This is a genomic window from Desulfoluna sp. CYM3A, assembly GCF_056829965.1.
In genome coordinates this window covers 3,984,833-4,003,162 of record NZ_CP186556.1, presented here as the reverse complement: position 1 = coordinate 4,003,162, position 18,330 = coordinate 3,984,833, and the positions used below count along the sequence as shown (strand labels likewise).

General features: G+C 58.0%; 16 protein-coding genes and 1 pseudogene. 6 read left to right on the top strand and 11 right to left on the bottom strand.

What is annotated here, in order from left to right:
- Positions 1 to 124: 124 nt before the first annotated feature.
- Together ACOYW1_RS20320 and ACOYW1_RS20315 are read right to left on the bottom strand one after the other, a co-directional pair.
- On the bottom strand, positions 125 to 1,300 hold the full coding sequence (locus tag ACOYW1_RS20320; RefSeq protein ID WP_482419487.1) for an ATP-grasp domain-containing protein: 1,176 nt from the start codon (positions 1,298 to 1,300) through the stop codon (positions 125 to 127).
- A gap of 176 nt (positions 1,301 to 1,476) precedes the next feature.
- Positions 1,477 to 2,754: an O-acetylhomoserine aminocarboxypropyltransferase/cysteine synthase family protein gene (locus ACOYW1_RS20315; RefSeq protein WP_482419486.1), complete on the bottom strand. Its 1,278-nt coding sequence runs from the start codon at positions 2,752 to 2,754 to the stop codon at positions 1,477 to 1,479.
- 168 nt (positions 2,755 to 2,922) lie between these two features.
- Here ACOYW1_RS20315 and ACOYW1_RS20310 point away from each other — a divergent pair, with 168 nt between their 5' ends.
- Positions 2,923 to 3,858 (top strand): LysR family transcriptional regulator, encoded by a 936-nt coding sequence (locus tag ACOYW1_RS20310; RefSeq protein ID WP_482417555.1) that lies wholly within the window; start codon positions 2,923 to 2,925, stop codon positions 3,856 to 3,858.
- Positions 3,859 to 4,286: 428 nt separating this feature from the next.
- On the opposite strand, the gene dctP is transcribed toward ACOYW1_RS20310, so the two are convergent.
- The 9 genes and pseudogenes from dctP to ACOYW1_RS20265 all read right to left on the bottom strand — a co-directional run bounded on the left by dctP (position 4,287) and on the right by ACOYW1_RS20265 (position 13,580).
- Entirely contained in the window at positions 4,287 to 5,300 is a 1,014-nt protein-coding gene (gene dctP, locus ACOYW1_RS20305; protein WP_482417554.1) for a TRAP transporter substrate-binding protein DctP, read from the bottom strand.
- Positions 5,301 to 5,343: 43 nt separating this feature from the next.
- On the bottom strand, positions 5,344 to 6,618 hold the full coding sequence (locus tag ACOYW1_RS20300) for a TRAP transporter large permease (RefSeq protein ID WP_482419485.1): 1,275 nt from the start codon (positions 6,616 to 6,618) through the stop codon (positions 5,344 to 5,346).
- The gene (locus tag ACOYW1_RS20295; protein WP_180140178.1) at positions 6,612 to 7,139 is read right to left on the bottom strand and encodes a TRAP transporter small permease; all 528 of its coding nucleotides are present in this window, start codon (positions 7,137 to 7,139) and stop codon (positions 6,612 to 6,614) included. Before ACOYW1_RS20295 ends, ACOYW1_RS20300 begins: the two co-directional genes overlap by 7 nt.
- A gap of 91 nt (positions 7,140 to 7,230) precedes the next feature.
- Positions 7,231 to 8,001 (bottom strand): maleate cis-trans isomerase family protein, encoded by a 771-nt coding sequence (locus ACOYW1_RS20290; RefSeq protein WP_482419484.1) that lies wholly within the window; start codon positions 7,999 to 8,001, stop codon positions 7,231 to 7,233.
- The gene (locus ACOYW1_RS20285) at positions 7,985 to 8,830 is read right to left on the bottom strand and encodes a YgeY family selenium metabolism-linked hydrolase (protein ID WP_482423782.1); all 846 of its coding nucleotides are present in this window, start codon (positions 8,828 to 8,830) and stop codon (positions 7,985 to 7,987) included. Before ACOYW1_RS20285 ends, ACOYW1_RS20290 begins: the two co-directional genes overlap by 17 nt.
- Positions 8,831 to 8,922: 92 nt before the next feature.
- Positions 8,923 to 9,219, bottom strand: coding sequence for a hypothetical protein (locus tag ACOYW1_RS20280; protein ID WP_482419483.1), 297 nt, complete (start codon positions 9,217 to 9,219; stop codon positions 8,923 to 8,925).
- Positions 9,220 to 9,227: 8 nt separating this feature from the next.
- A pseudogene (locus tag ACOYW1_RS20275) lies at positions 9,228 to 10,335 on the bottom strand (M24 family metallopeptidase).
- 86 nt (positions 10,336 to 10,421) lie between these two features.
- The gene (gene dpaL / locus ACOYW1_RS20270) at positions 10,422 to 11,639 is read right to left on the bottom strand and encodes a diaminopropionate ammonia-lyase (RefSeq protein ID WP_482419482.1); all 1,218 of its coding nucleotides are present in this window, start codon (positions 11,637 to 11,639) and stop codon (positions 10,422 to 10,424) included.
- A gap of 195 nt (positions 11,640 to 11,834) precedes the next feature.
- Positions 11,835 to 13,580 carry a sigma-54 interaction domain-containing protein gene (locus ACOYW1_RS20265; protein WP_482419481.1) on the bottom strand — a complete coding sequence of 582 codons (1,746 nt, stop codon included), beginning with the start codon at positions 13,578 to 13,580 and terminating at the stop codon, positions 11,835 to 11,837.
- Positions 13,581 to 14,270: 690 nt separating this feature from the next.
- On the opposite strand from ACOYW1_RS20265, the gene ACOYW1_RS20260 reads away from it, so the two are divergent.
- From ACOYW1_RS20260 to ACOYW1_RS20240, 5 genes are all read left to right on the top strand, one after another.
- On the top strand, positions 14,271 to 14,729 hold the full coding sequence (locus ACOYW1_RS20260) for a putative ATP-dependent zinc protease (RefSeq protein ID WP_482419480.1): 459 nt from the start codon (positions 14,271 to 14,273) through the stop codon (positions 14,727 to 14,729).
- A gap of 4 nt (positions 14,730 to 14,733) precedes the next feature.
- Positions 14,734 to 14,886, top strand: coding sequence for a putative ATP-dependent zinc protease (locus ACOYW1_RS20255; RefSeq protein ID WP_482419479.1), 153 nt, complete (start codon positions 14,734 to 14,736; stop codon positions 14,884 to 14,886).
- Between the two features lie 84 nt (positions 14,887 to 14,970).
- The gene (locus tag ACOYW1_RS20250; RefSeq protein WP_482423781.1) at positions 14,971 to 16,395 is read left to right on the top strand and encodes an inactive transglutaminase family protein; all 1,425 of its coding nucleotides are present in this window, start codon (positions 14,971 to 14,973) and stop codon (positions 16,393 to 16,395) included.
- 15 nt (positions 16,396 to 16,410) lie between these two features.
- Positions 16,411 to 17,532 (top strand): alpha-L-glutamate ligase-like protein, encoded by a 1,122-nt coding sequence (locus tag ACOYW1_RS20245; RefSeq protein ID WP_482419478.1) that lies wholly within the window; start codon positions 16,411 to 16,413, stop codon positions 17,530 to 17,532.
- A 17-nt stretch (positions 17,533 to 17,549) separates the two neighbouring features.
- The gene (locus ACOYW1_RS20240; RefSeq protein ID WP_482419477.1) at positions 17,550 to 18,230 is read left to right on the top strand and encodes a spermidine synthase; all 681 of its coding nucleotides are present in this window, start codon (positions 17,550 to 17,552) and stop codon (positions 18,228 to 18,230) included.
- Positions 18,231 to 18,330 lie beyond the last annotated feature (100 nt).

Below are 18,330 nucleotides of genomic sequence, written 5' to 3'. Positions count from 1 at the left end.
GGTTTTCATCGCGTCCTTCGATGGTTATGGGTACATTGCAACATGTCGCCCATGGTGTTTTTTTATTTTCGTGCCACTCAGTCACGGCCGTTCCAAGGAGCGCCGCACACCTGTGCGGCTTTTTTTATCCCGCCTGCTCAACGTCCACAACAAACGCTTCGGGGTTGAGGGCAAGCATGGCGTCGAGCTCGTGTTCGGTCTCCTTTGTGACACTGAAAAAGAGAAAGGCAAACATGGGAAAGGTGCGGTAATCCATTTTGCGCAGGCACAGGATGGTGCTCAGCCCCTCGGCCAGCTGTCGGTAATCAAAGTCCTGGTCGTCCCGCAGGGGGGTGGGGCGCTCGATGACCGCCATGGCAAAGGTGTCGTCTCCTGCCGCGCGGAGCACCGCGTCCCAGTCGGGTTTTCTCTTCTGGGCAAAATAGTCATAGACGTTGATGCCGTATGCGTAGGAGGCAATGTCCGTGGAGCACCACCCGGCAAAACGCAGGGGGTTCACCTCAATGGGGCGGATGCAATCGTTTTCATCGATGCGGATCTCGGTGTGGACAGGCAGGCCCCTGAAGTCTCCGAGCTCTGCCAGGTCCGAGAGAAAGCCCTCGATGGCGGAAAGGCGCGATGAGATGATCTTAGCGGAGGTGATGTAGAGGCGGTCGCTCATGTCCTGCTCGCCGCTGAACCGGTGCTTTAGGATGTTGAGCACCACCGGTTTGTTGTCGTCGTCAAAGTAGGCGTCCACTGCGTACTCGTCCCCTTCGATGACGGACTCCACAATGAAAAAGGCGCTGCTGATCACCTCTTCGGGAAAGGCGTTGGCCGTTTCCTTTGTCTCTTCCAGAAGCCGTGCCCGGACCGTTTCCCACTCGTCGGCGGTGTTTACCCTGTGGACCCCCGCGCTGATGAACCCCACCATGGGCTTGATGATAAAGGGGGCACCCACGCGCTCAAAGGTGAAGTCCGCGATCTCATCTGCCGCAAGCTTGAAAAAGGCGATGTCCGGGAACAGGGCCGCCGTCTTCTCCCGGAACTTGAATTTGTTCTTGAACAGGTCGATCTTCAGGGCCAGCTCCGAGTCCGCGCCAAAGGTCTCGACGATCCACCCGATGGCATTCTCGCTGTTGCTGTAGAGCCAGCGGAAGTTATCGCGCTCCAGCTCTTTGACGGCCTCGGCATCGGAGATATGGTTGGCTGACGGGGAGACGCACTTCAGGGCAAACTCGTTGTCAAGGAGAGGGGCCTGGGACTCGATGAGGTAGTTCTCGGCCACATCGGAGATGTAGGGTTGATCAAAGATAAACATGCACTGTTCCCAACTAATTAAAGATGCTTTTCGTTTAATGTGTCCGTTTCGACGACATAACCCCGAAAGCCATCGGTGGCCGGAATACCGCTGGGATTTGACCCGAGGAACGAGGGGCAAAGCCCGGCGGTAACCTGCTTTCAAGGTGGCTCACCTTGCCGCCGGAGGCATTCCTTTTAACCCATGCTGTCCAAAGCCTGGGAGAAGTCGGCGATGATGTCGTCGATGTGCTCGATGCCCACGGTGATACGGATCAACTCCGGCAGGACCCCGGCCTTGATCTGGTCTTCGTCGCTGAGTTGGCGGTGGGTCATGCTGGCGGGGTGCAGGACACCGGTGCGGACATCGGCCACGTGGACCACGATCTCGGCCAGCTGAAGGCTGTTCATGAGGCGCTCTGCGGCGTCTCTGCCCCCTTTGGGACCGAAGGTGAGGACCCCGCTGCCCGCTTTCATGTACTTTTTGCAGAGGTCGTGGTTGGGGTCGCTTTTAAGAAGGGGGTACTTGACCCACTCAACGGACGGGTGGCTTTCCAGGAATTCGGCCAGGGCCAGGGCGTTGCTGCTGTGGCGTTCCATGCGCAGGTGGAGGGTCTCCAGGCCCTTGTTGGTGAGAAAGGCGTTCTGGGGGGACATGTAGCACCCCAGGTCCCGGATCCACTGGACCCGCGCCTTGACGATATAGGCCTGGTTGCCGAAGGTCTCGGTGTAGCTGAGGCCGTGGTAGGATTCGTCGGGTTCGGTGAGGCCGGGGAACTTGCCGTTGTTCCAGTCAAAGGAGCCCCCGTCCACGATGATGCCCCCCACGCTGGTGGCGTGGCCGTCGGTGTACTTGGTGGTGGAGTGGATCACGATGTCTGCCCCGTGCTCCAGGGGGCGGCACAGGAGCTGCGTGGGGAAGGCGTTGATGATGAAGGGGACGCCCATAGCCTTGGCGATGGCGGCGAACTTGTCGAAGTCCAGGACCTGGGTGCCCGGGTTGGACAAGGACTCGCCGAAGAGCAGCTTGGTGTTGGGCTTGAAGGCTTTTTTGATCTCATCCACAGGGGCGGCGGGGTCCACAAAGGTCATGTCGACGCCCATTTTCTTCAGGGTGTGCTTGAAGAGGTTGAAGGTGCCGCCGTAAAGGGTGGACAGGGCCACGAAGTGGTCGCCCGCTTCACAGATATTGAGGATGGACACCGTGGACGCGGACTGGCCCGATGAGAGGGCCAGGGCCCCCACGCCGCCTTCCAGGGCCGCCATTTTGTTTTCAAGGACTTCCACCGTGGGGTTGCTGATGCGTGAGTACATGTGCCCGGGGACCTTGAGGTCGAAGAGGTCTGCGATCTCTTTGCACGTGTCGTACTTGTAGGTGGTGCTCTGTACGATGGGGGTGACGCGGGGCTCTCCGTTTTTGGGAGTAAACCCGCATTGAACTGCCTTTGTCTCGATATTCCAGCGTGTCGTATCCATATGAACATCCCGTGTAAGCGTGGTGAATCGTTATTGCCGTAGGTTTCCCTTTGAGGCGGGAAAGTGCACGCATCGGTTTTAGCCTAAGTGTTCGCCGTTTTTCAATTGACAAATTACCCCACATGCATAATCAAGTAAACTTAAACGAATTAAACCATAGGTTAAGTTATGCTAAACGATATCGATTTCAACCGACTCAAGGTGTTTTATTGCATCTACAGCAGGCAAAGCATCGGGGGGGCGGCAAAGGAGCTCAACGTCACCCCGTCGGCCGTGAGCCAGCATCTGAAAAAGCTGGAGCAGGAGATCAGGGTGCGGCTCTTTACGCGGATGCACAAACGGCTTGTGCCCACGGTGGAGGCAGACAGGCTGTTTGCGATCCTCAAGCCGTTCTTAGGGGAGTTGCAGGCGGGGTTGACGCTTTTTCAAAACGGGAAGGATGAGCCGTCCGGGCTTTTGCGCATCGGGGCACCCGTGGAGTTTGGCAAGGCCTTTTTCCCGAAGGTGATGGCGTCATTTCGGAAGCAATACGGAGAGGTGACCTTTTCCCTGACCCTGGGCAATTCGGAGAGGCTCCTTGCCATGGTCAAGGGCGGGGAGCTCGATTTTGCCATGGTGGATCTCTTTGCAAGCCAGAGGAAATACGTGGCGGATCTGGGGACCTATCATGTGGAGCCGATCATCGATGAGGAGGTGATCCTGGCCTGTTCGGCGGTCTATTTCCACACCCGCCTCAAGGAGAACCTCTCTCCAGACCACATCCTCTCCCAGGATTTTATCTCTTACGAGCGCAGCCATCAGGCCCTTAACGGCTGGTTCCGGCACCACTTCGGCAAACAGTCGGTGAGACCCAACGTGGTCCTCACCGTGGACAGCGTCCAGGCCGTGCGCTCGGCCATCGAAAGCGACATGGGCCTGGGCGTGGTGACCCGAAACGCCGTCCGGGACCAGCTTCGGCAGGGAACCGTCATCCCCGTCAGCACGGGCAAGCGGGAGATCGTCAACAAGATCTCCCTGGTCCAGCTCCAGGACAAGGTCCCCACCTTTACGGAGAAGACAGCCCAGTCGTATTTCAGGGAGGCGCTGCGGGAGGTGTCGCGGTAGGCGGTGGGACACTCCCAGGCAGAGCCTGGGAGCGAGAAAAAACTCAGGCAGAATGGCTGCCTTCATGCATTCGCCATAGGGTTTCAAGGTGCCCCCACCTTGCCGCCGGAGGCCGTGCGGTTAAATCAACACTGGGCAAGTGGTGACAACGTCTCCTGTAACGTCGAAGCTTGCGATCCAGCCCGCATAAACCATCAGCGTTCATGTCGGGCGCAGCCCGAGCCGAAGGCCATTGCGCTTTGCCCTGAGGAACGAAGGGCAAAGCGCAATGGCAATAAGCTTTCGAGGTGGCTCACCTCGCCGCCGGAGGCAGGTTTTTCAATGCACTTTAACCATAGAAGGCATCGTTCACTTGGCAGTTTTCGGCGGAATGGGTGGCGAAGCCGGGGTATGATGGCATACCCCGGCTGGTTTACATGGAGTGGGGGTTATTCGAACTCAGCCAGCTCTTTTTCGAGTTTTTCCAGCATGGCTGCGCAGCGCTTGCTCAGCGCTTTTTTGTAGTAGTCGCGGACGGGCAGGGCTGCTTTGCGGAAGGCTTCATGCTGCTCAGGGGTCAGGTCCACGCGTTCGGTGTGCTTGGCCAGGACCTCGGCTGCTTTTTCGTTGGCTTCCTTCTGGAGGTCGTAGGCGTAGTCACGCATCTCGGCGACGGTTTCGGTGAGGATCTTCTGCAGGTCCTTGGGCAGGGACTTGAAGAAGCGGTCGTTCATGAACACGCCTTCGAGGTACATGATGTGGTTGGACATGATGAGGTACTTCTGGACTTCGTACCATTTCATGTCCACCAGGGCGCCCAGGGGGTTTTCCACGCCGTCCACCATGTTCAGCTGAAGGGCGCTGTACACGTCGGTGTAGGAGACCGGCGTGGGGTTGGCGTTGTAGGCTTCGTAGTTTTTGATGATGAGCGGGGTGTCCATGGTACGGAAGGGCAGGCCTTTGAAGTCCGCGGGGCCCATGATCTTTTTGTCGCTCAGCCAGTCGCTTGCGCCCAGGGGCCACAGGTCCATGAGGCGCAGGCTTTTTTCAGCGTAGGCACCGGCGAGGTCCTTTTTGACCACCTGGCTTTTGGCCAGGAACTCGTAGGCTTTTTCCACGCTGGAGGGCAGCAGGAAGTGCAGGGCGAACATCTGGCCTTCGGGCACGATGGTGGAGACGTTGCCGGGGCTGACGATGGCCATCTGGGTGGAGCCGGTGAGCAGGTGTTCCACCAGATCCACGCCGACGCCGAGCTGGCCCACCTGGAAAATCTCAAACGTGATCCGGCCGTCACTTTTTTCCGTTACGCGGCGGGCAAACTCCTTTGCGTATTTGTCCGGTACGGTGTCTGCGTACTCTTCGTGGGTAATCTTAAAGGTGTAGGTTCCTCGTTTGGCAGATGCGGGAAGCGCACCGGCAAACACAATCAACAGCATCAAACCAAGCGTACAAAACTTTTTCATCTCTCACTCCTAAGTAAATGATCTATTATTTCAAATTGATGAATTACTTCATCAACCCTCCCAGGAACAATGAAATTTCGGGAAACGCGGAAATCAGGAAACAGGCAAAGAGCAGGATGGCGATATACGGCCCTTCGTTTCGAATGACTTCAAGGTACGGTTTGTCGAAGATGGCACAGCAGGTGAAGATACTTGTGCCGAAAGGCGGCGTGCCGGAGCCGATGGCGACCTGCAGGGTAATCAGGACACCCAGGTGCACCAGGTTGATGCCTGCGGCATGGGCGATGGGGGCAAAGATGGGGGTCAGGATCAGGATGACGACCACGGCCTCCACAAACATGCACCCGACAAAGAAGACGATGTTGACGGTGAGCAGGATGAGGAAGACAGAGGCCGACTCCCCGAGGAGGCCCTGGGTGAGCATCTGGGGGATACGGTCGTAGGAGATGACCCAGGAGAAGCACTGGCCCACTGCCACAAGGATGAACACGACGGTGGTGAGCACGCCGGTGGAAAGGGCGATCTCGTAGAGGTCTTTCATTTTGACGGATTTGTAGATGATCATCTCCACAAAGGCGGCGTACAGGACGCTGGCGGCCGCTGCTTCCGTGGGGCTGAAGATACCCGAGTAGATGCCGCCCATGATGATGACGGGAAAGCCGAAGGGCAGGATGCAGCGTCTGGTGGCTGCCAGGCGCTCTGCGGCGGATGCCTTGGGCAGGCGGGGGATGTTGTTGCGCTTTGCGTAGAACACGTTGTACGCGGCAAAAAGGGCGATGATCACAACGGCGGGACCGATGCCTGCGATGAACAACTCGCCGATGGAAGCGCCGCTTGCCACCCCGTAAACGATCATCCCCAGGCTGGGGGGAATGAGGTAGGCCAGGTTACTGGAGTTGATGATCAGCGCCAGGGCTTCGCTGTCGCTGTATCCCCTGTCCAGGAGTTTTTGCCGAACCGGAGACCCAACGGCCACAACCGTTGCCTGGGTGGAGCCGGACACCGCGCCGAACAGGGCGCAGGTGATGGATGTGGTGGAGGCCAGGCCGCCGCTGAGGTGACCTACCAGGCTTTCCACAAAATCGAGCAGGCGTTCCGATGTCTGCCCCTTGCACATGATATCGGCGGCGAGGATGAACATGGGGATGGCCATGAGCACCGGTGCCTGAACGCCCAGGATCATCTGCTGAACGATGATGAAGGGCTGAACCATGGGCGTGTACAGGCTGATATAGACAATGGTGGAAAGAAGCATGGTCATCATCATGGGGAATCCCATGAGCAGCAAGAGAAGCATTAAACCAAAAAGAATCAGCATTCTGTGTCCTCCCCCTCGGGCTTTTCCGTTCCCACGTAGAGCTCGGGTTCTTTGATGTTGATGATGATGTTCATCAGGTACTGAATGGCCCCGAGGCCGAACCCTACGGGAACGACGGCAGCGCGAATCCAGTCCGGCATTTCAAGGGCGGAGGTCACCTTGCCCAGCATCTTGGTGTACTCGATGTAGTCGAGAGCGATGGAGCAGACGTAGATGTACGTGGCCATGGTCACAAACGAGATGAAGATCATCAGAGCTTTTTTAATTTTGGGGGACAGCGTGTCGAAAATCGCCGTCATGCGGATGTGGCGTCCCTTGCGGGCGGCATAGCCGATGCCGCTGAATGTCACGAGAATAAGCAGCGACCCGCCGAGCTCGTCGGCCGACGCCATGCTTTTCATAAACAGCTTGCGGGAGACGACATTGCATATGAGGAGGCCGGCCATGAACAAAACGCCGCTGGCCAGGACCCACTCCGTAATCAGTGCAATGAGGTCATCAAGTTTCCAAAAAAGTTTCATGCATTCTCCTCTTTACCCCATTCCCCTCGGGTACGTTACACATGGTATCTTTACCAAAAACAGATTGTACGGCAGTCAAAGCCTCATTGCTTTAACCTGCCAGCAACTGTCCGAATCCTTTTATTTCGGGCTGTTTTCCCGCAAGGGTCATGGCATGCCAGAACATGGCCTGGGTGCTTGTGACAACGGGAACTCCAACTTCAGCCTCAATCTCTTCAATGTGCTCTAATGCGCGCAAATTGGTGCAGGACATAAACAGGGCGTCCGTGGGGGCCTGGGCCAGGATGCGCCTGGCTCCTTCCAGCATCGAGTCAAAGGAGACCGTGGTGATGTCGGTGTCTTTTTCGATGCGCAGCGCCCCGATAGTGGGCACTTCAAGGCCTTCTGCTTCAAGCTGCTGATAGAGCGGGTAGTTCACCTCCGTGGGGTAGGGCGAAAAGATGGAGACCCGCTTGGCCTTCAGGTGCTTGAAGGCGGCAAGGGCTCCGGCCCACGGGTTTGTTGCGGGGATCCCCGGGTTGTTTGCGGTGAGCAGCTCCCGGATTTTGTCATTGCCGATGACAATGGAGGCCGAGGTGCAGCCGAAGGCCATGACGTCCATGGGAAGCCCGGTTGCGATGAGCTCGGCAGACTGGGTGATGCCCCGGGAAATCTCAGCCAGGGCCTCTTTGGTCATGGAGCTTGAGTAGTAGACCCGGTTGCTGAAGACCATGGCAGACGAGCCCACCAGCATGTTCAGGTCCCTTTCAATGGAATGGTCCGTTGAAAGCTGCACCAGCCCGATATGCACCTTGTCCGGCCGGGGAGCCTTGGTATGGTCCAGAAAGAGTTCGCTTGCTTCGTAATCAGACTGGCTGAGCATGGGATACGCCCTCCTTATTGCACTCGGCTGCGTAGGTTGCGCACATGGCGGCGTACATCATGGTGGCACGCAGCACCTGCTTTTTTTCCACGTATTCGTCGGGCACGTGGCATGCCGCGATCACACCCGGTCCGTAGCCGATGACGGGGATGCCGTGCTTGCCCATGATGGCGACCCCGTTGGTGGAAAACGGCCAGGTTGTCAGCGTGGGCGGTGTGTTGAACAGCCCCTCGTAGGCCTTGACCGTGCTGCGGGTGACCACGTGGTCTTTTTCGATTTTCCAGGCGGGGAAGGTGCACTCTTTGCAGGGAACAAGCCCCGTGTAGGACGGCTCTTCAAAGGTGTGGAACTCAACGGTTGCCCGGGCCGCCTGAACCGAAGGCAGCTGCTGCACCTGCTCCAGGGCATACTGGGGAGACTCCCCCCATGTCAGCCGCCGGTCGATGGTCAGTTCGCAGTAATCCGCCACGGAGGAGCGGGACGGCGCTCCGGAGATCATCTCCGAGACCACCAGGGTGCCTTTGCCCAGGTCTTCGTCTTCGATGGTGAGGTTGGTGCTCAGTGCCTCCAGTTCGGACACGATCTTTGCCATGGCGTAGATGGCGTTGTCCCCCATGTGGGGGGCGGAGGCATGGGCGCTTTTGCCTGTGACGGAGATCTTGAGCTCCATGCGGCCCTTCTGGGCAAAGGAGATCCGGTCGTCGCTGGGCTCTGCAATGATGACAACGTCGGGGGACACCCCTTCGTTTTCGATGAGGTATTCCCATGCCAGCCCCTCGCAGGGCTCTTCCTGCACCGTGGCGCAGACCATGTAGGTGACGACGGTCAGGGAGAGGTCCCAGACCTCCCGCGTAGACCATGGACGCGATGGCCGCTTTCATGTCCGAGGCCCCGCGACCGTAGAGGCAGGTGTCGTCCTGGTCACCGGAAAAGGGTGGGCGCGACCACTGGTCGCGGTTTATTGCACCCCACCGTGTCCATGTGCCCGTCCGCTGCGATGAGGGTGTTGCCGGTTCCCACGGAGCCGCGGACGTTGCCCATGGGGTCCACGGTGACCTCATCAAAGCCCAGCTCCCGCATCTTGCCCTCAACGAGGGCGGCAACCCTTTGCTCGTTGCCGGAGAGGCTTTCGGTCTTGATGAGTTCACAGGCGAACTCACAGATGTCCCGGGCATAGTCCTCGGTGCGGGACACGATTTTTTCATACATATCAGACATCACGATTCCTATTTTATAATCACCATGTGTTCGGCGGCCCTGGGGGAGAGCAGTTCGGCGCCATTTTCCGTGATCACAATGTTCTCTTCGTGCACCATCTCCTTGCCCGGGGCATAGACCATGCCGGGTTCCAGGGTGATGACCATGCCCGCTTCCAGCGTGGTGTTGTCCGTGGCCGTGTTGGATGGCCACTCCGTCAGCTGGCTGCCGAGGCCGTGGCCGAGGCGTCCCACGCCACTGCCCAGGGCGCCGCCTTCTTCCATGACGCTCCACATGGCGTTGTAGATATCCGTGGTGGTGGCTCCGGGACGGGCCACCTTCAGGCCGGCTTCCGTTGCTTCATACACGCAGTCGTAGGCGCTCGGTCTCGTCGCTGCAATGGCCGAAGGCAAAGTTGCGGTCAAAGTCCGAGAAATACCCGTCGTGCACCGCCCCCACATCGATGATCAGCACGTCACCCTCTTCAATGCGGCGGGGGGTGGGGCCCATGATGATGCTGTCGTAGCCGTCGGGGCCGGAGCCGGAGATGAGGTATTTGACGAATTCGGCGCCGTGGTTGAGCATGTTGATCCGCATCTGGCGACAGATCTCCTGCTCGGTCTGGCCGATTTTGGCGTGGGTGGGGAGCATGTCGAAGCCGTGGCCGGCGATCTCGCAGGCCCTTTTGATCTTGGCAATCTCCGCCGGGGACTTGATGGCGCGCAGGTGGTGATCCCGTTCAGGGCAATATCCACAAACTCTTTTCCGCTGATCCAGGGAGGCCAGCTTCAGGTAATCCGCCGTGGGCATGCGGTCAAGCTCCTGGCCAAGGGTCGCGCCGATGCGGCCGAAGCGTGTGGGCAGGGAGTTGACGACACCTGCCACCAGGGAGATGCCGTCGTCCTCGGGGTTGGGGGAGGACCAGGTGAGGACGTGGTCCAGCCAGGTGCTGCGCATGCCGCTTTCGCCGATGCCGGGGATCACGGCAACGGGTTTTCCCGTAAGGGGAATGACCAGAAACCAGGGCCGGGTGGGGCTCTCCCAGAATTGGGTGTAAAAACCGGTGAAGTAGCGGACGTTGGCCTCGGTGGTGAGAAAGACGGCGTCCAGCTTTTTCTCCTGCATGACTTTCTGCATGCGGGCGGTACGCGTTTCAAACTCTTCAGCGGTGAATCCAGATTCGAGTATGCTCATCGTTTCTATCCTAAAATCACTCTGGTGGATTAGTTGTCTCGTCCGAACCACACCACGTCGCGGTAGGTCTCAGGCGAGGTATCTCCTTCGGTGTTGATACAAAGGACCTTTGCGTCTTTGGTAAGGCCCAGTTTTTCACGTGCTTCCCGGCCCTCTTCCTCTTGCATCACCCACTGCAGGAACCCTGTGGTGGCGGCACCGGACAGCCGCTCTCCAGAGGTCGCGGCCTGGAAGTAGCCCTTCATGGGAGCGCCCAGGATGCGCATGCCTTTGGCGGCGATGTCGTCGGAGCAGGAGGCGTAGGCCAGGGGGTAGTCGCGCAGCATCTCCCAGCTGGTGATGTTGGGCTCGCCGCAGGCAAGGCCCGCCATGAGGGTGGCAAGGGAACCGGTCACAGCGTGGGGGGTGCCGTCGTTTTCGCAGGCGGAGACGTAAAAGCAGTTGGCTGCCTCGGGTTCCACGATGATGAAGGTGGGGGCGTCTTTTCCGAACACGGACATGAAAAAGCCCAGCATGGCCCCGGCAAAGCAGCCTACCCCTGCCTGGAGCAGCACGTGGGTGGGGCGGTTGACGCCCATGGCCTGCATCTGTTCCAGGGCTTCCAGGGCCAGGGTGGTGTATCCCTGCATGATGGAGGTGGGGATCTCTTCGTAGCCTTCCCAGGAGGTGTCCTGGACAGTGAGCCAGCCGTTTTTCTGGGCCGTGTCCCAGGCCATGCGCACGCAGTCGTCGTAGTAGAGCTCGGAGATGGTGCACTCGGCGCCCAGGGCGCGGATGTTGTCCCGCCGGATGGGGTCGGACCCCTTGGGCATGTAGATGATGGCTTTCTGGTCGAACTGCTGGGCGGCCCAGGCCAGTCCTCTTCCGTGGTTGCCGTCGGTGGTGGAGGCAAAGGTGATGTCGCCCACGGCTTTGCGGGTCTCTTCGGAGCGCAGCTCGTTGCAGCTGACCTCGTCGATTTCTTTGCCCAGCTTCTGGGCGAGGAGCTTGCCCACGGCGTAGGTGCCGCCCAGGACTTTGAATGCGTTTAAGTTGAACCGGTAGGATTCATCCTTGACCAGGATTTCCCCTAAACAAAGGTGGTCGGCGAGGTGGGTGAGTCGTGCAAGGGGGGTGGGGGCATATGTGTCAAAGGTGCTGTGGAACCTGCGCACCTTCTCTGCGATCTCCCGGCTTAATATGGAGACATCGGCTCCGGCGTCGGGAGCCTTTGGATTCTCGTTAAACTTGATATCGACTTTCGACAACGTGTTTCTCCTTTTTGGTAAGCTTGATTGTGAACGGCAAGGAAGTATTGCAGAGAGTATGCCAAATCAGGCTTTTGAAGGAGATGTTTTGCGTTTTCAATCGGTTAAACGAAATTGGACGCCCTTTTGACGGGCCGGGTATGATTCGCAATCTGAGAAGTTTCTCATCTTGCGAATCGTTGTGGAGCAACGCGCCTATTTCTCTATTTTTCGGTAGAGTGTCGCCAGGCTGACCCCCAGGGCCTTGGCCGCCTGCTTTTTCCCTTTTGTGGTGTCCCCGTAATAGGCCAGGGCACGCATAATGGCCTGGTGCTCAAGGGTTTTCAAGGGGATGACGGGCTGCTGGGGATCGGGTTCAGGGGGCGCTTTAGGAGAAAGATTCTCATTTTGCAAAAAACCGGCGTGGAGGGTGGACTGGTTGATCTCCCCCTGGTCCGAGACCATGTTGACCAGGTATTCGATGGTGTTCTCCAGCTCACGGATGTTGCCGGGCCAGTCATAGTCCCTCATCTTCTGGACGATGGGGGTGGGCAGGGTAAACCGCTTTTTGCCGAAGAGGGTGCAGTATTTGTTGATAAAGTGGTCCACGAGCAGGTCCAGGTCCCCGAGGCGCTGGCGCAGAGGGGGCGTGTGCAGGGGGATGACATTTAAGCGGTAATAGAGGTCGCTTCGGAACATGTTCTGGGCCATGAGTTCCTGGAGGTTGTCGTTGCAGGCGGCGATGACGCGGATATCCACGGAGACGGGGCGGGTGGCCCCGAGGCGGGTGATGGTTCGCTCCTGGAGGACCCGAAGGAGCTTCACTTGAAGGTACAGGGGCATGGAGCCGATTTCGTCCAAAAAGAGCACCCCCCCTTCGGCCAGCTCGAATTTGCCGATCTGCCCCTTGCTCAAGGCCCCGGTAAAGGCGCCTCCCACGTAGCCGAAGAGCTCGCTTTCCAGCAGGGTGTCCGGGATGGCCCCGCAGTTGATGGCGATAAACGGGGCGTCGGCCCTGTCCCCGATGGCATGGATGGCCCGGGCCACAAGCTCTTTGCCAGTGCCGCTCTCCCCTGTGATGAGCACCGAGGAGCGGGTGTTGCCCGTGGCCGTGATCTGCTCTTTCAACTGGAGCAGGAGCGGGGATTGACCGATGATGTTGTCCAGGCTGCTGTCGAAGCTGGGGGCGGATCCCTGGGGGCTGTGGGATATGACCGACTGGATGGTGTCGAAAACAAAGACCTTTGAAAACCGGCTGGCGGCGGACTTGGGCTCCACGTACTTGCCCACGATGAGCTGTTGCCTGTTTTCCTGTTCCACGGTGTATTCGTTCAGGTCGGAGAAGGTGCACCCCGTGGGGGTGATGGAAAAATTCTCAAATTGCGAAGGCAGGGTCTTGTGCAGGATTTCCCTTGCTCGTTCGTTATGGTAGACGATGGCCCCTTTGGCGTCGTAGATCAGGGTGCCCTTGTTGTTGGTGTTAACCACCTGGCTCATGATGTCCAGCAGGTCGCTGATGTCTTCAAACTCTTGGCGCTCATTGACGCGGGCCGCGATGCTGATGGCAAGAAGGGAAAGAAAATTTAAATAGATGGCTCGCTGGCTCAGGACCCGCTCCCGGGCTTCCTGGGAAAAACAGATGAGGTCGATGGCTCCGAAGGTGGTCTTGCCGTCGGAAATGGGGGCACACACAGACAGGAGTTCATGGCAGTCGGCTTTGGTCTGGCAGCCTTTGCAGATTTCACTCTCTCTGGGGTTGACGATAAAAAGGGGCTTGCTCCCTTTAAGGGTGGTCTTGAGCAGGTTGCCCGCGTTTTTGATGCTCTCGCCGATTCCTTTGGCGCACCTTCCCGTTCCAGCAATGCGAATCAGGTCGGTGTCCACAACATCCACGTCAAGCCCCGTCACCGTTGAGATGGTTTCGGCGTAATACTGTATCTGTTTCTGCAGTTTTAAAAGCATACCGCGGGTTCCTTGTTTGTCTATCAACGTGCCTTGGTCCCTTGTGCCTTTACACCATTTGTATGCGATCCGGGGAATAGGGCCTTACCGGAAAGCCGTTTAGAATCATGATAATATAGAGTTGGTGTCAAGAGGGAACATTGGTAACTTTTACATGCTATGGTTTTTTTAAGCGGTAAATGGGGAAGTATTGTTGAGAGTGATCCAGGGGTTGAGAAAAGGCGGGTTTGTGATGGTTTTTGGTGCAGGGGCACCGGGAAATGAGCACCGGGTGTTCCATGGGACGCGCCGCGTGTTTTTTTTATCCCCCATGCGGGCGTGGGAAGGGTTGCTATTCCACTGCAGACGCGGTTGCGTGGGGGGGATTTGCCAATTGTTCCTTGACAATAATGATCGCCGGGGGCATTTAGGTCAGTGCTGATTTCGGTGTGTAGCCGCTTAATTAGACGTGAGGCCTCGGTGTGGTGGGCTCTGAACAACAGTGTATTATCGTTCCTTGAAAGGTTACGTCGTTTCGGATGGATCATTGTGGGGGGCATCTGTACAGGAACTGGTTGTACCAAGGTTATGAGGATTAAAATGGATCAAATGCCCTTGTCGTGGCGAAGCGTGTTTTTCATTCTGTTCATGCCGGTATTTTTTTATTCATGCACAACGGTCAGCCCGCCCGTGGCACCTGTGATAAAACCCGTGATTGAGCCCGTTGTCAGCCCTGAGCCCGAACCTGAGGCTGAACCGGATGTCTCTCCCGAAGTGAATCCACCTGAAAAATCAGTTGACGAGCCCCCGGTCAAGAGGTCTGTGGTCAAGAAGTCGGTACCGAAGACGCCTGTTCTGACACCGCAGGAGGCCCCAGCCGTTGACCTCCTTTCCGGCCTTCGCATCATCGGAGAAGTGGAGCCGGTGACCCTGGTTCCGTCCGGGGTGACCATGCCGGCACGCATCGACACCGGGGCCACCACCTCTTCCATTGATGCCACGGAGATCGAACCCTTTGAGCGTGACGGAAAAAAATGGGTGCGCTTTGTGGTGGCCGACAGGCGCAGCGGTGAGAAAGTACCCCTGCAGTGCCCGGCGTGTTGCGGCGCGTCAACATCATCAGTCATGCGGGTGAGTCCCTCGGACTACGCCCCCGTGGTGGTGGATTAAGACCATGATGGGCGGAGTTGCTTTTGATCATGAATTTTCCCTGACCGATCGATCGGACTTTTCGTACCAGGTTCTCATCGGCCGAAATTATCTTCAGGGTGAGTTTGTCGTTGATGTGAACCGCAAGAATGTAACCAGCCCCATGAGTGAGAATTAAAATGAAAGAGCGGATTCAGATCATCGCCATTGTTGTTGTGCTTATTGTTGTGGGTGTGGGGGCAGCCGTATACAAACATAGAAACTGGGGTTTCCTTTTTTACCGGGTGAAAAACAGAGGGCCTGGACCGTTGAGGCAACGATCTCCTTTGTGGCCGACGGTGGCCCGGTGGAGGTCTCGGTGAACAGGCCCGATCGAAGCGACACCATGGCTGTGCTGGAGAATCCATCACCCGGGTATGTGGTTTCGAAAAAAGGGGGCCGGACTGTCTGGAAAGCGGAAGACAGGCATGGGCCCCAGAAAATGTTTTTGAGGTCCACCACCTACCGTCGCAGCGGCGGTGAAGCAACGCCCCGCGGGAAGGTTACATACCCTGAGGCACCAGTTTTCAAAGAGCCCCATGAGCTGGCCGCCGACGGTATCGTCTTTGCCGCTCAAAGTGAAAACACCTCCGGTGAAGCTGTGGCCAGGGCGATTTTAAAGGCCTTTAATGACCCCATGAACAACAACGCCTCACTGCTCCTTACCGACGCCGATACCTATGGGGGCGTTGTGCCCCTTGCCTGTGGGCTGATGGCCAGAGCCGGGGTCAAAGCCCGCATGGTGAAAGGGCTCAACCTTGACGAGGAAAAGCCCAAACAGAAGCTGAAAAGCTATATCGAAATAGAGGATGGCTCCGGGTTCAAGCTGTTCAACCCGCGAACGGCAGAGCTGGAAAACAGGGATGCATTCCTGGCATGGCAGCAGAACGGGGAGTCTATCCTTGAGATCATCGGGGGAAGCGGCGGAGACATCTCGTTTTCCGTTATCGCCGATGAGATCGCCGCCCAGAAGGCTGCTGTGCAGCATGGCAAATACACCGGTCATGTGCTCATCGATTTTTCTATTTACAGCCTCCCCATTGCCCAGCAGAACGTCTTCAAGCTTTTGCTTCTCATTCCCATCGGCGCCCTTGTCATCGTCATCCTCCGAAACCTTGTGGGGATTGAAACCTTGGGGACGTTTATGCCGATCCTCATCGCCCTGGTTTTTCTCCAGGTCCATTTGCTGGTGGGGCTCTCCCTTTTTGTCATCATTGTGGGTATCGGCCTGATCCTTCGGTCTTACCTCTCCAGCCTGAACCTGCTCCTTGTCCCCAGGATTTCCGCGGTCCTGGTCTTTGTCATCCTCATTTATGTGGGGGTGAGTGTCGCCAGCATCCGCATGGGGTTCGAGGCGGGGCTGATGGTGACCTTTTTCCCCATGATCATCATCTCATGGACCATCGAGCGCATGTCTGTCCTCTGGGAGGAGGAGGGGCCCAAAGATGTCTTTATCCAGGGCGGCGGCAGCCTTTTTTCCGCGTCCATGGTCTACCTTGTCATGCAAAACAGGGTCGTCGGTCACCTGACCTACTCCTTTCCTGAGCTGTTGCTGGTGGTGCTCGCCGCGATCATCATGATCGGGAGCTATTCCGGCTACCGCCTCACCGAGTTGAGGCGCTTTGAGCCGCTTGCAGGGGGGGAGTGATAGTCACCTCGCCCTATGGAAACAAAAAAAGCGGGTGTCGTGGGCATGAACCGGCGCAACGTGGTGCTCATCGCCCGGAACAACCCGCGGCAGCTTTACCCCAGCGTGGATGACAAGCTCAAAACCAAGAGACTCCTCGCAGAGGCGGGGATCTCCGCACCACGGCTCCTGGGGGTGGTCAAAACCCAGGGCAACGTCCGGGAACTCGAATCCTTTCTGGACACCTGCCCGCCCTTTGTCATCAAGCCGTCCCGGGGCAGCGGGGGAAAAGGGATCCTCGTCATCAGCGGGCGCCACGGGCAGGATTTCCTGAAACCCGACGGGCATCGGGTGACCATCGGGGAGATCAAGCGCCATGCCTCCAACACGCTGAGCGGCCTCTTCAGCCTCGGCGGCCACAGCGATGTGGCCATGATCGAAGAGATGGTGGATTTTTCCGATGCCTTTGAGGGCTTCTCCTACCAGGGGGTGCCGGACATCCGCGTGATCGTATACAAAGGGTACCCTGTGATGGCCATGACCCGGCTCTCCACCGCAGCTTCCGATGGAAAGGCCAACCTCCACCAGGGTGCCGTGGGCGTGGGTATTGATGTGGGCACGGGTGAGGCGCTGAAAGCCGTGCAGTTCAGTCGCCAGGTGACCCACCACCCGGACACGGGAAAAGAACTCTCCACCCTGTTTGTGCCCCAATGGCCCGATTTTCTGGCCCTTGCCGCACGGTGTTACGAGATCACCGGGTTGGGGTACCTCGGGGTGGACATCGTTCTGGACCGGCTTAAGGGCCCCATGATCCTGGAACTCAACGCCCGGCCCGGCCTTGCCATTCAGATTGCCAACGGGTATGGTCTTCAACCCCGGGTGGATCGTGTGGACGCGGAGGGGGCTAAAGAAAAAAATGCCTCGGAGAGGGTGCAGTTTTCCATGGAGGCTTTTTTCAGTTTGCAAGAAATCTCTAGGGGGCGTGGCACCCTGCCTTGCCTTCGTCTGGCCGCGACCATCAAAAAAAATGAGAAGAATCAACCAGGCCAAACGTCGCACTCCGGTGCGGCTTTTTCGTCCGTCGCTACCCATGCCGCACAGGAGTGCGGCGCTCCAGAGGACAAGGGGCAAAGCACAGCGGCATTCTATGGACATTGATTAGTTAAAGGAACCCCATGGCTTTACCCTGGAAAACCCTGGATAGATTCACCGACGGCAACGAAACCCTGGAGCTGCGCCAGCGCGGAGCAAAGGATTTTCTTATTACCCTGGGCTCCCAGGTGCTCATGAACAGCATGGCCCAGCGCTCGGAAATGGCCCTGGGTACCATGGGATGCAAGGGCCTCGAAGGCCATGCAGCCCCCCGGGTCCTGGTGGGCGGCCTGGGCATGGGCTGCACCCTCCGGGCCGTTTTAGACGCCCTTCCCGAGACAGCCGAGGTGGTGGTGGCCGAGCTTAACCCCCGCATTGTGGAGTGGTGCCGGGGTCCCCTGGCTCCCCTCACAGACTGCGCCGTCTCCGACCCGCGGGTGACGGTCTCCGTGGGGGACGTGGCAGCCCTTATTGGCGGAACCGCATGCGGAACAGGGGAAAAGCCCTTTGATGCCATCATCATCGACCTCTACCGGGGGCCCCATCCCAAAACCGATAAAACCAACGCCCCCTTTTACGGCTCCGGGGCCATCGCCAACGCCCGCAAGGCCCTAAAGCCCGGGGGCACCTTTGCCGTGTGGGGTGAAACCTTTGACGAGGCCTTTTTAAAGCGCATGACCAAGGGCGGCTTTAAAGCCACCTGCGAGCGGCCGGGCAAGGGAGGGTATCGCCATGCGGTGTTTTTGGGGAAGAGGGCGGGGTAGGTGCGTCTGCACGCATCATGTTGATAAATTCGTTACGATTCAGCCGGTGCGGGAATGACGCGTTGCCAGCCCTGTCCGGACGGTGAGGTAGAGTAGGCTC

Excerpts from the sequence above, each read along its gene's own strand:
- ACOYW1_RS20315 (WP_482419486.1), bottom strand. The coding sequence starts at position 2,754 with ATGGATACGACACGCTGGAATATCGAGACAAAGGCAGTTCAATGCGGG.
- ACOYW1_RS20280 (WP_482419483.1), bottom strand. The coding sequence starts at position 9,219 with ATGTCTGATATGTATGAAAAAATCGTGTCCCGCACCGAGGACTATGCC.
- ACOYW1_RS20240 (WP_482419477.1), top strand. The coding sequence starts at position 17,550 with ATGGCTTTACCCTGGAAAACCCTGGATAGATTCACCGACGGCAACGAA.
- ACOYW1_RS20295 (WP_180140178.1), bottom strand. The coding sequence starts at position 7,139 with ATGAAACTTTTTTGGAAACTTGATGACCTCATTGCACTGATTACGGAG.
- ACOYW1_RS20255 (WP_482419479.1), top strand. The coding sequence starts at position 14,734 with ATGATGGGCGGAGTTGCTTTTGATCATGAATTTTCCCTGACCGATCGA.
- ACOYW1_RS20300 (WP_482419485.1), bottom strand. The coding sequence starts at position 6,618 with ATGCTGATTCTTTTTGGTTTAATGCTTCTCTTGCTGCTCATGGGATTC.
- ACOYW1_RS20320 (WP_482419487.1), bottom strand. The coding sequence starts at position 1,300 with ATGTTTATCTTTGATCAACCCTACATCTCCGATGTGGCCGAGAACTAC.
- ACOYW1_RS20265 (WP_482419481.1), bottom strand. The coding sequence starts at position 13,580 with ATGCTTTTAAAACTGCAGAAACAGATACAGTATTACGCCGAAACCATC.
- ACOYW1_RS20290 (WP_482419484.1), bottom strand. The coding sequence starts at position 8,001 with ATGCTCAGCCAGTCTGATTACGAAGCAAGCGAACTCTTTCTGGACCAT.
- ACOYW1_RS20245 (WP_482419478.1), top strand. The coding sequence starts at position 16,411 with ATGGAAACAAAAAAAGCGGGTGTCGTGGGCATGAACCGGCGCAACGTG.
- dctP (WP_482417554.1), bottom strand. The coding sequence starts at position 5,300 with ATGAAAAAGTTTTGTACGCTTGGTTTGATGCTGTTGATTGTGTTTGCC.
- ACOYW1_RS20310 (WP_482417555.1), top strand. The coding sequence starts at position 2,923 with ATGCTAAACGATATCGATTTCAACCGACTCAAGGTGTTTTATTGCATC.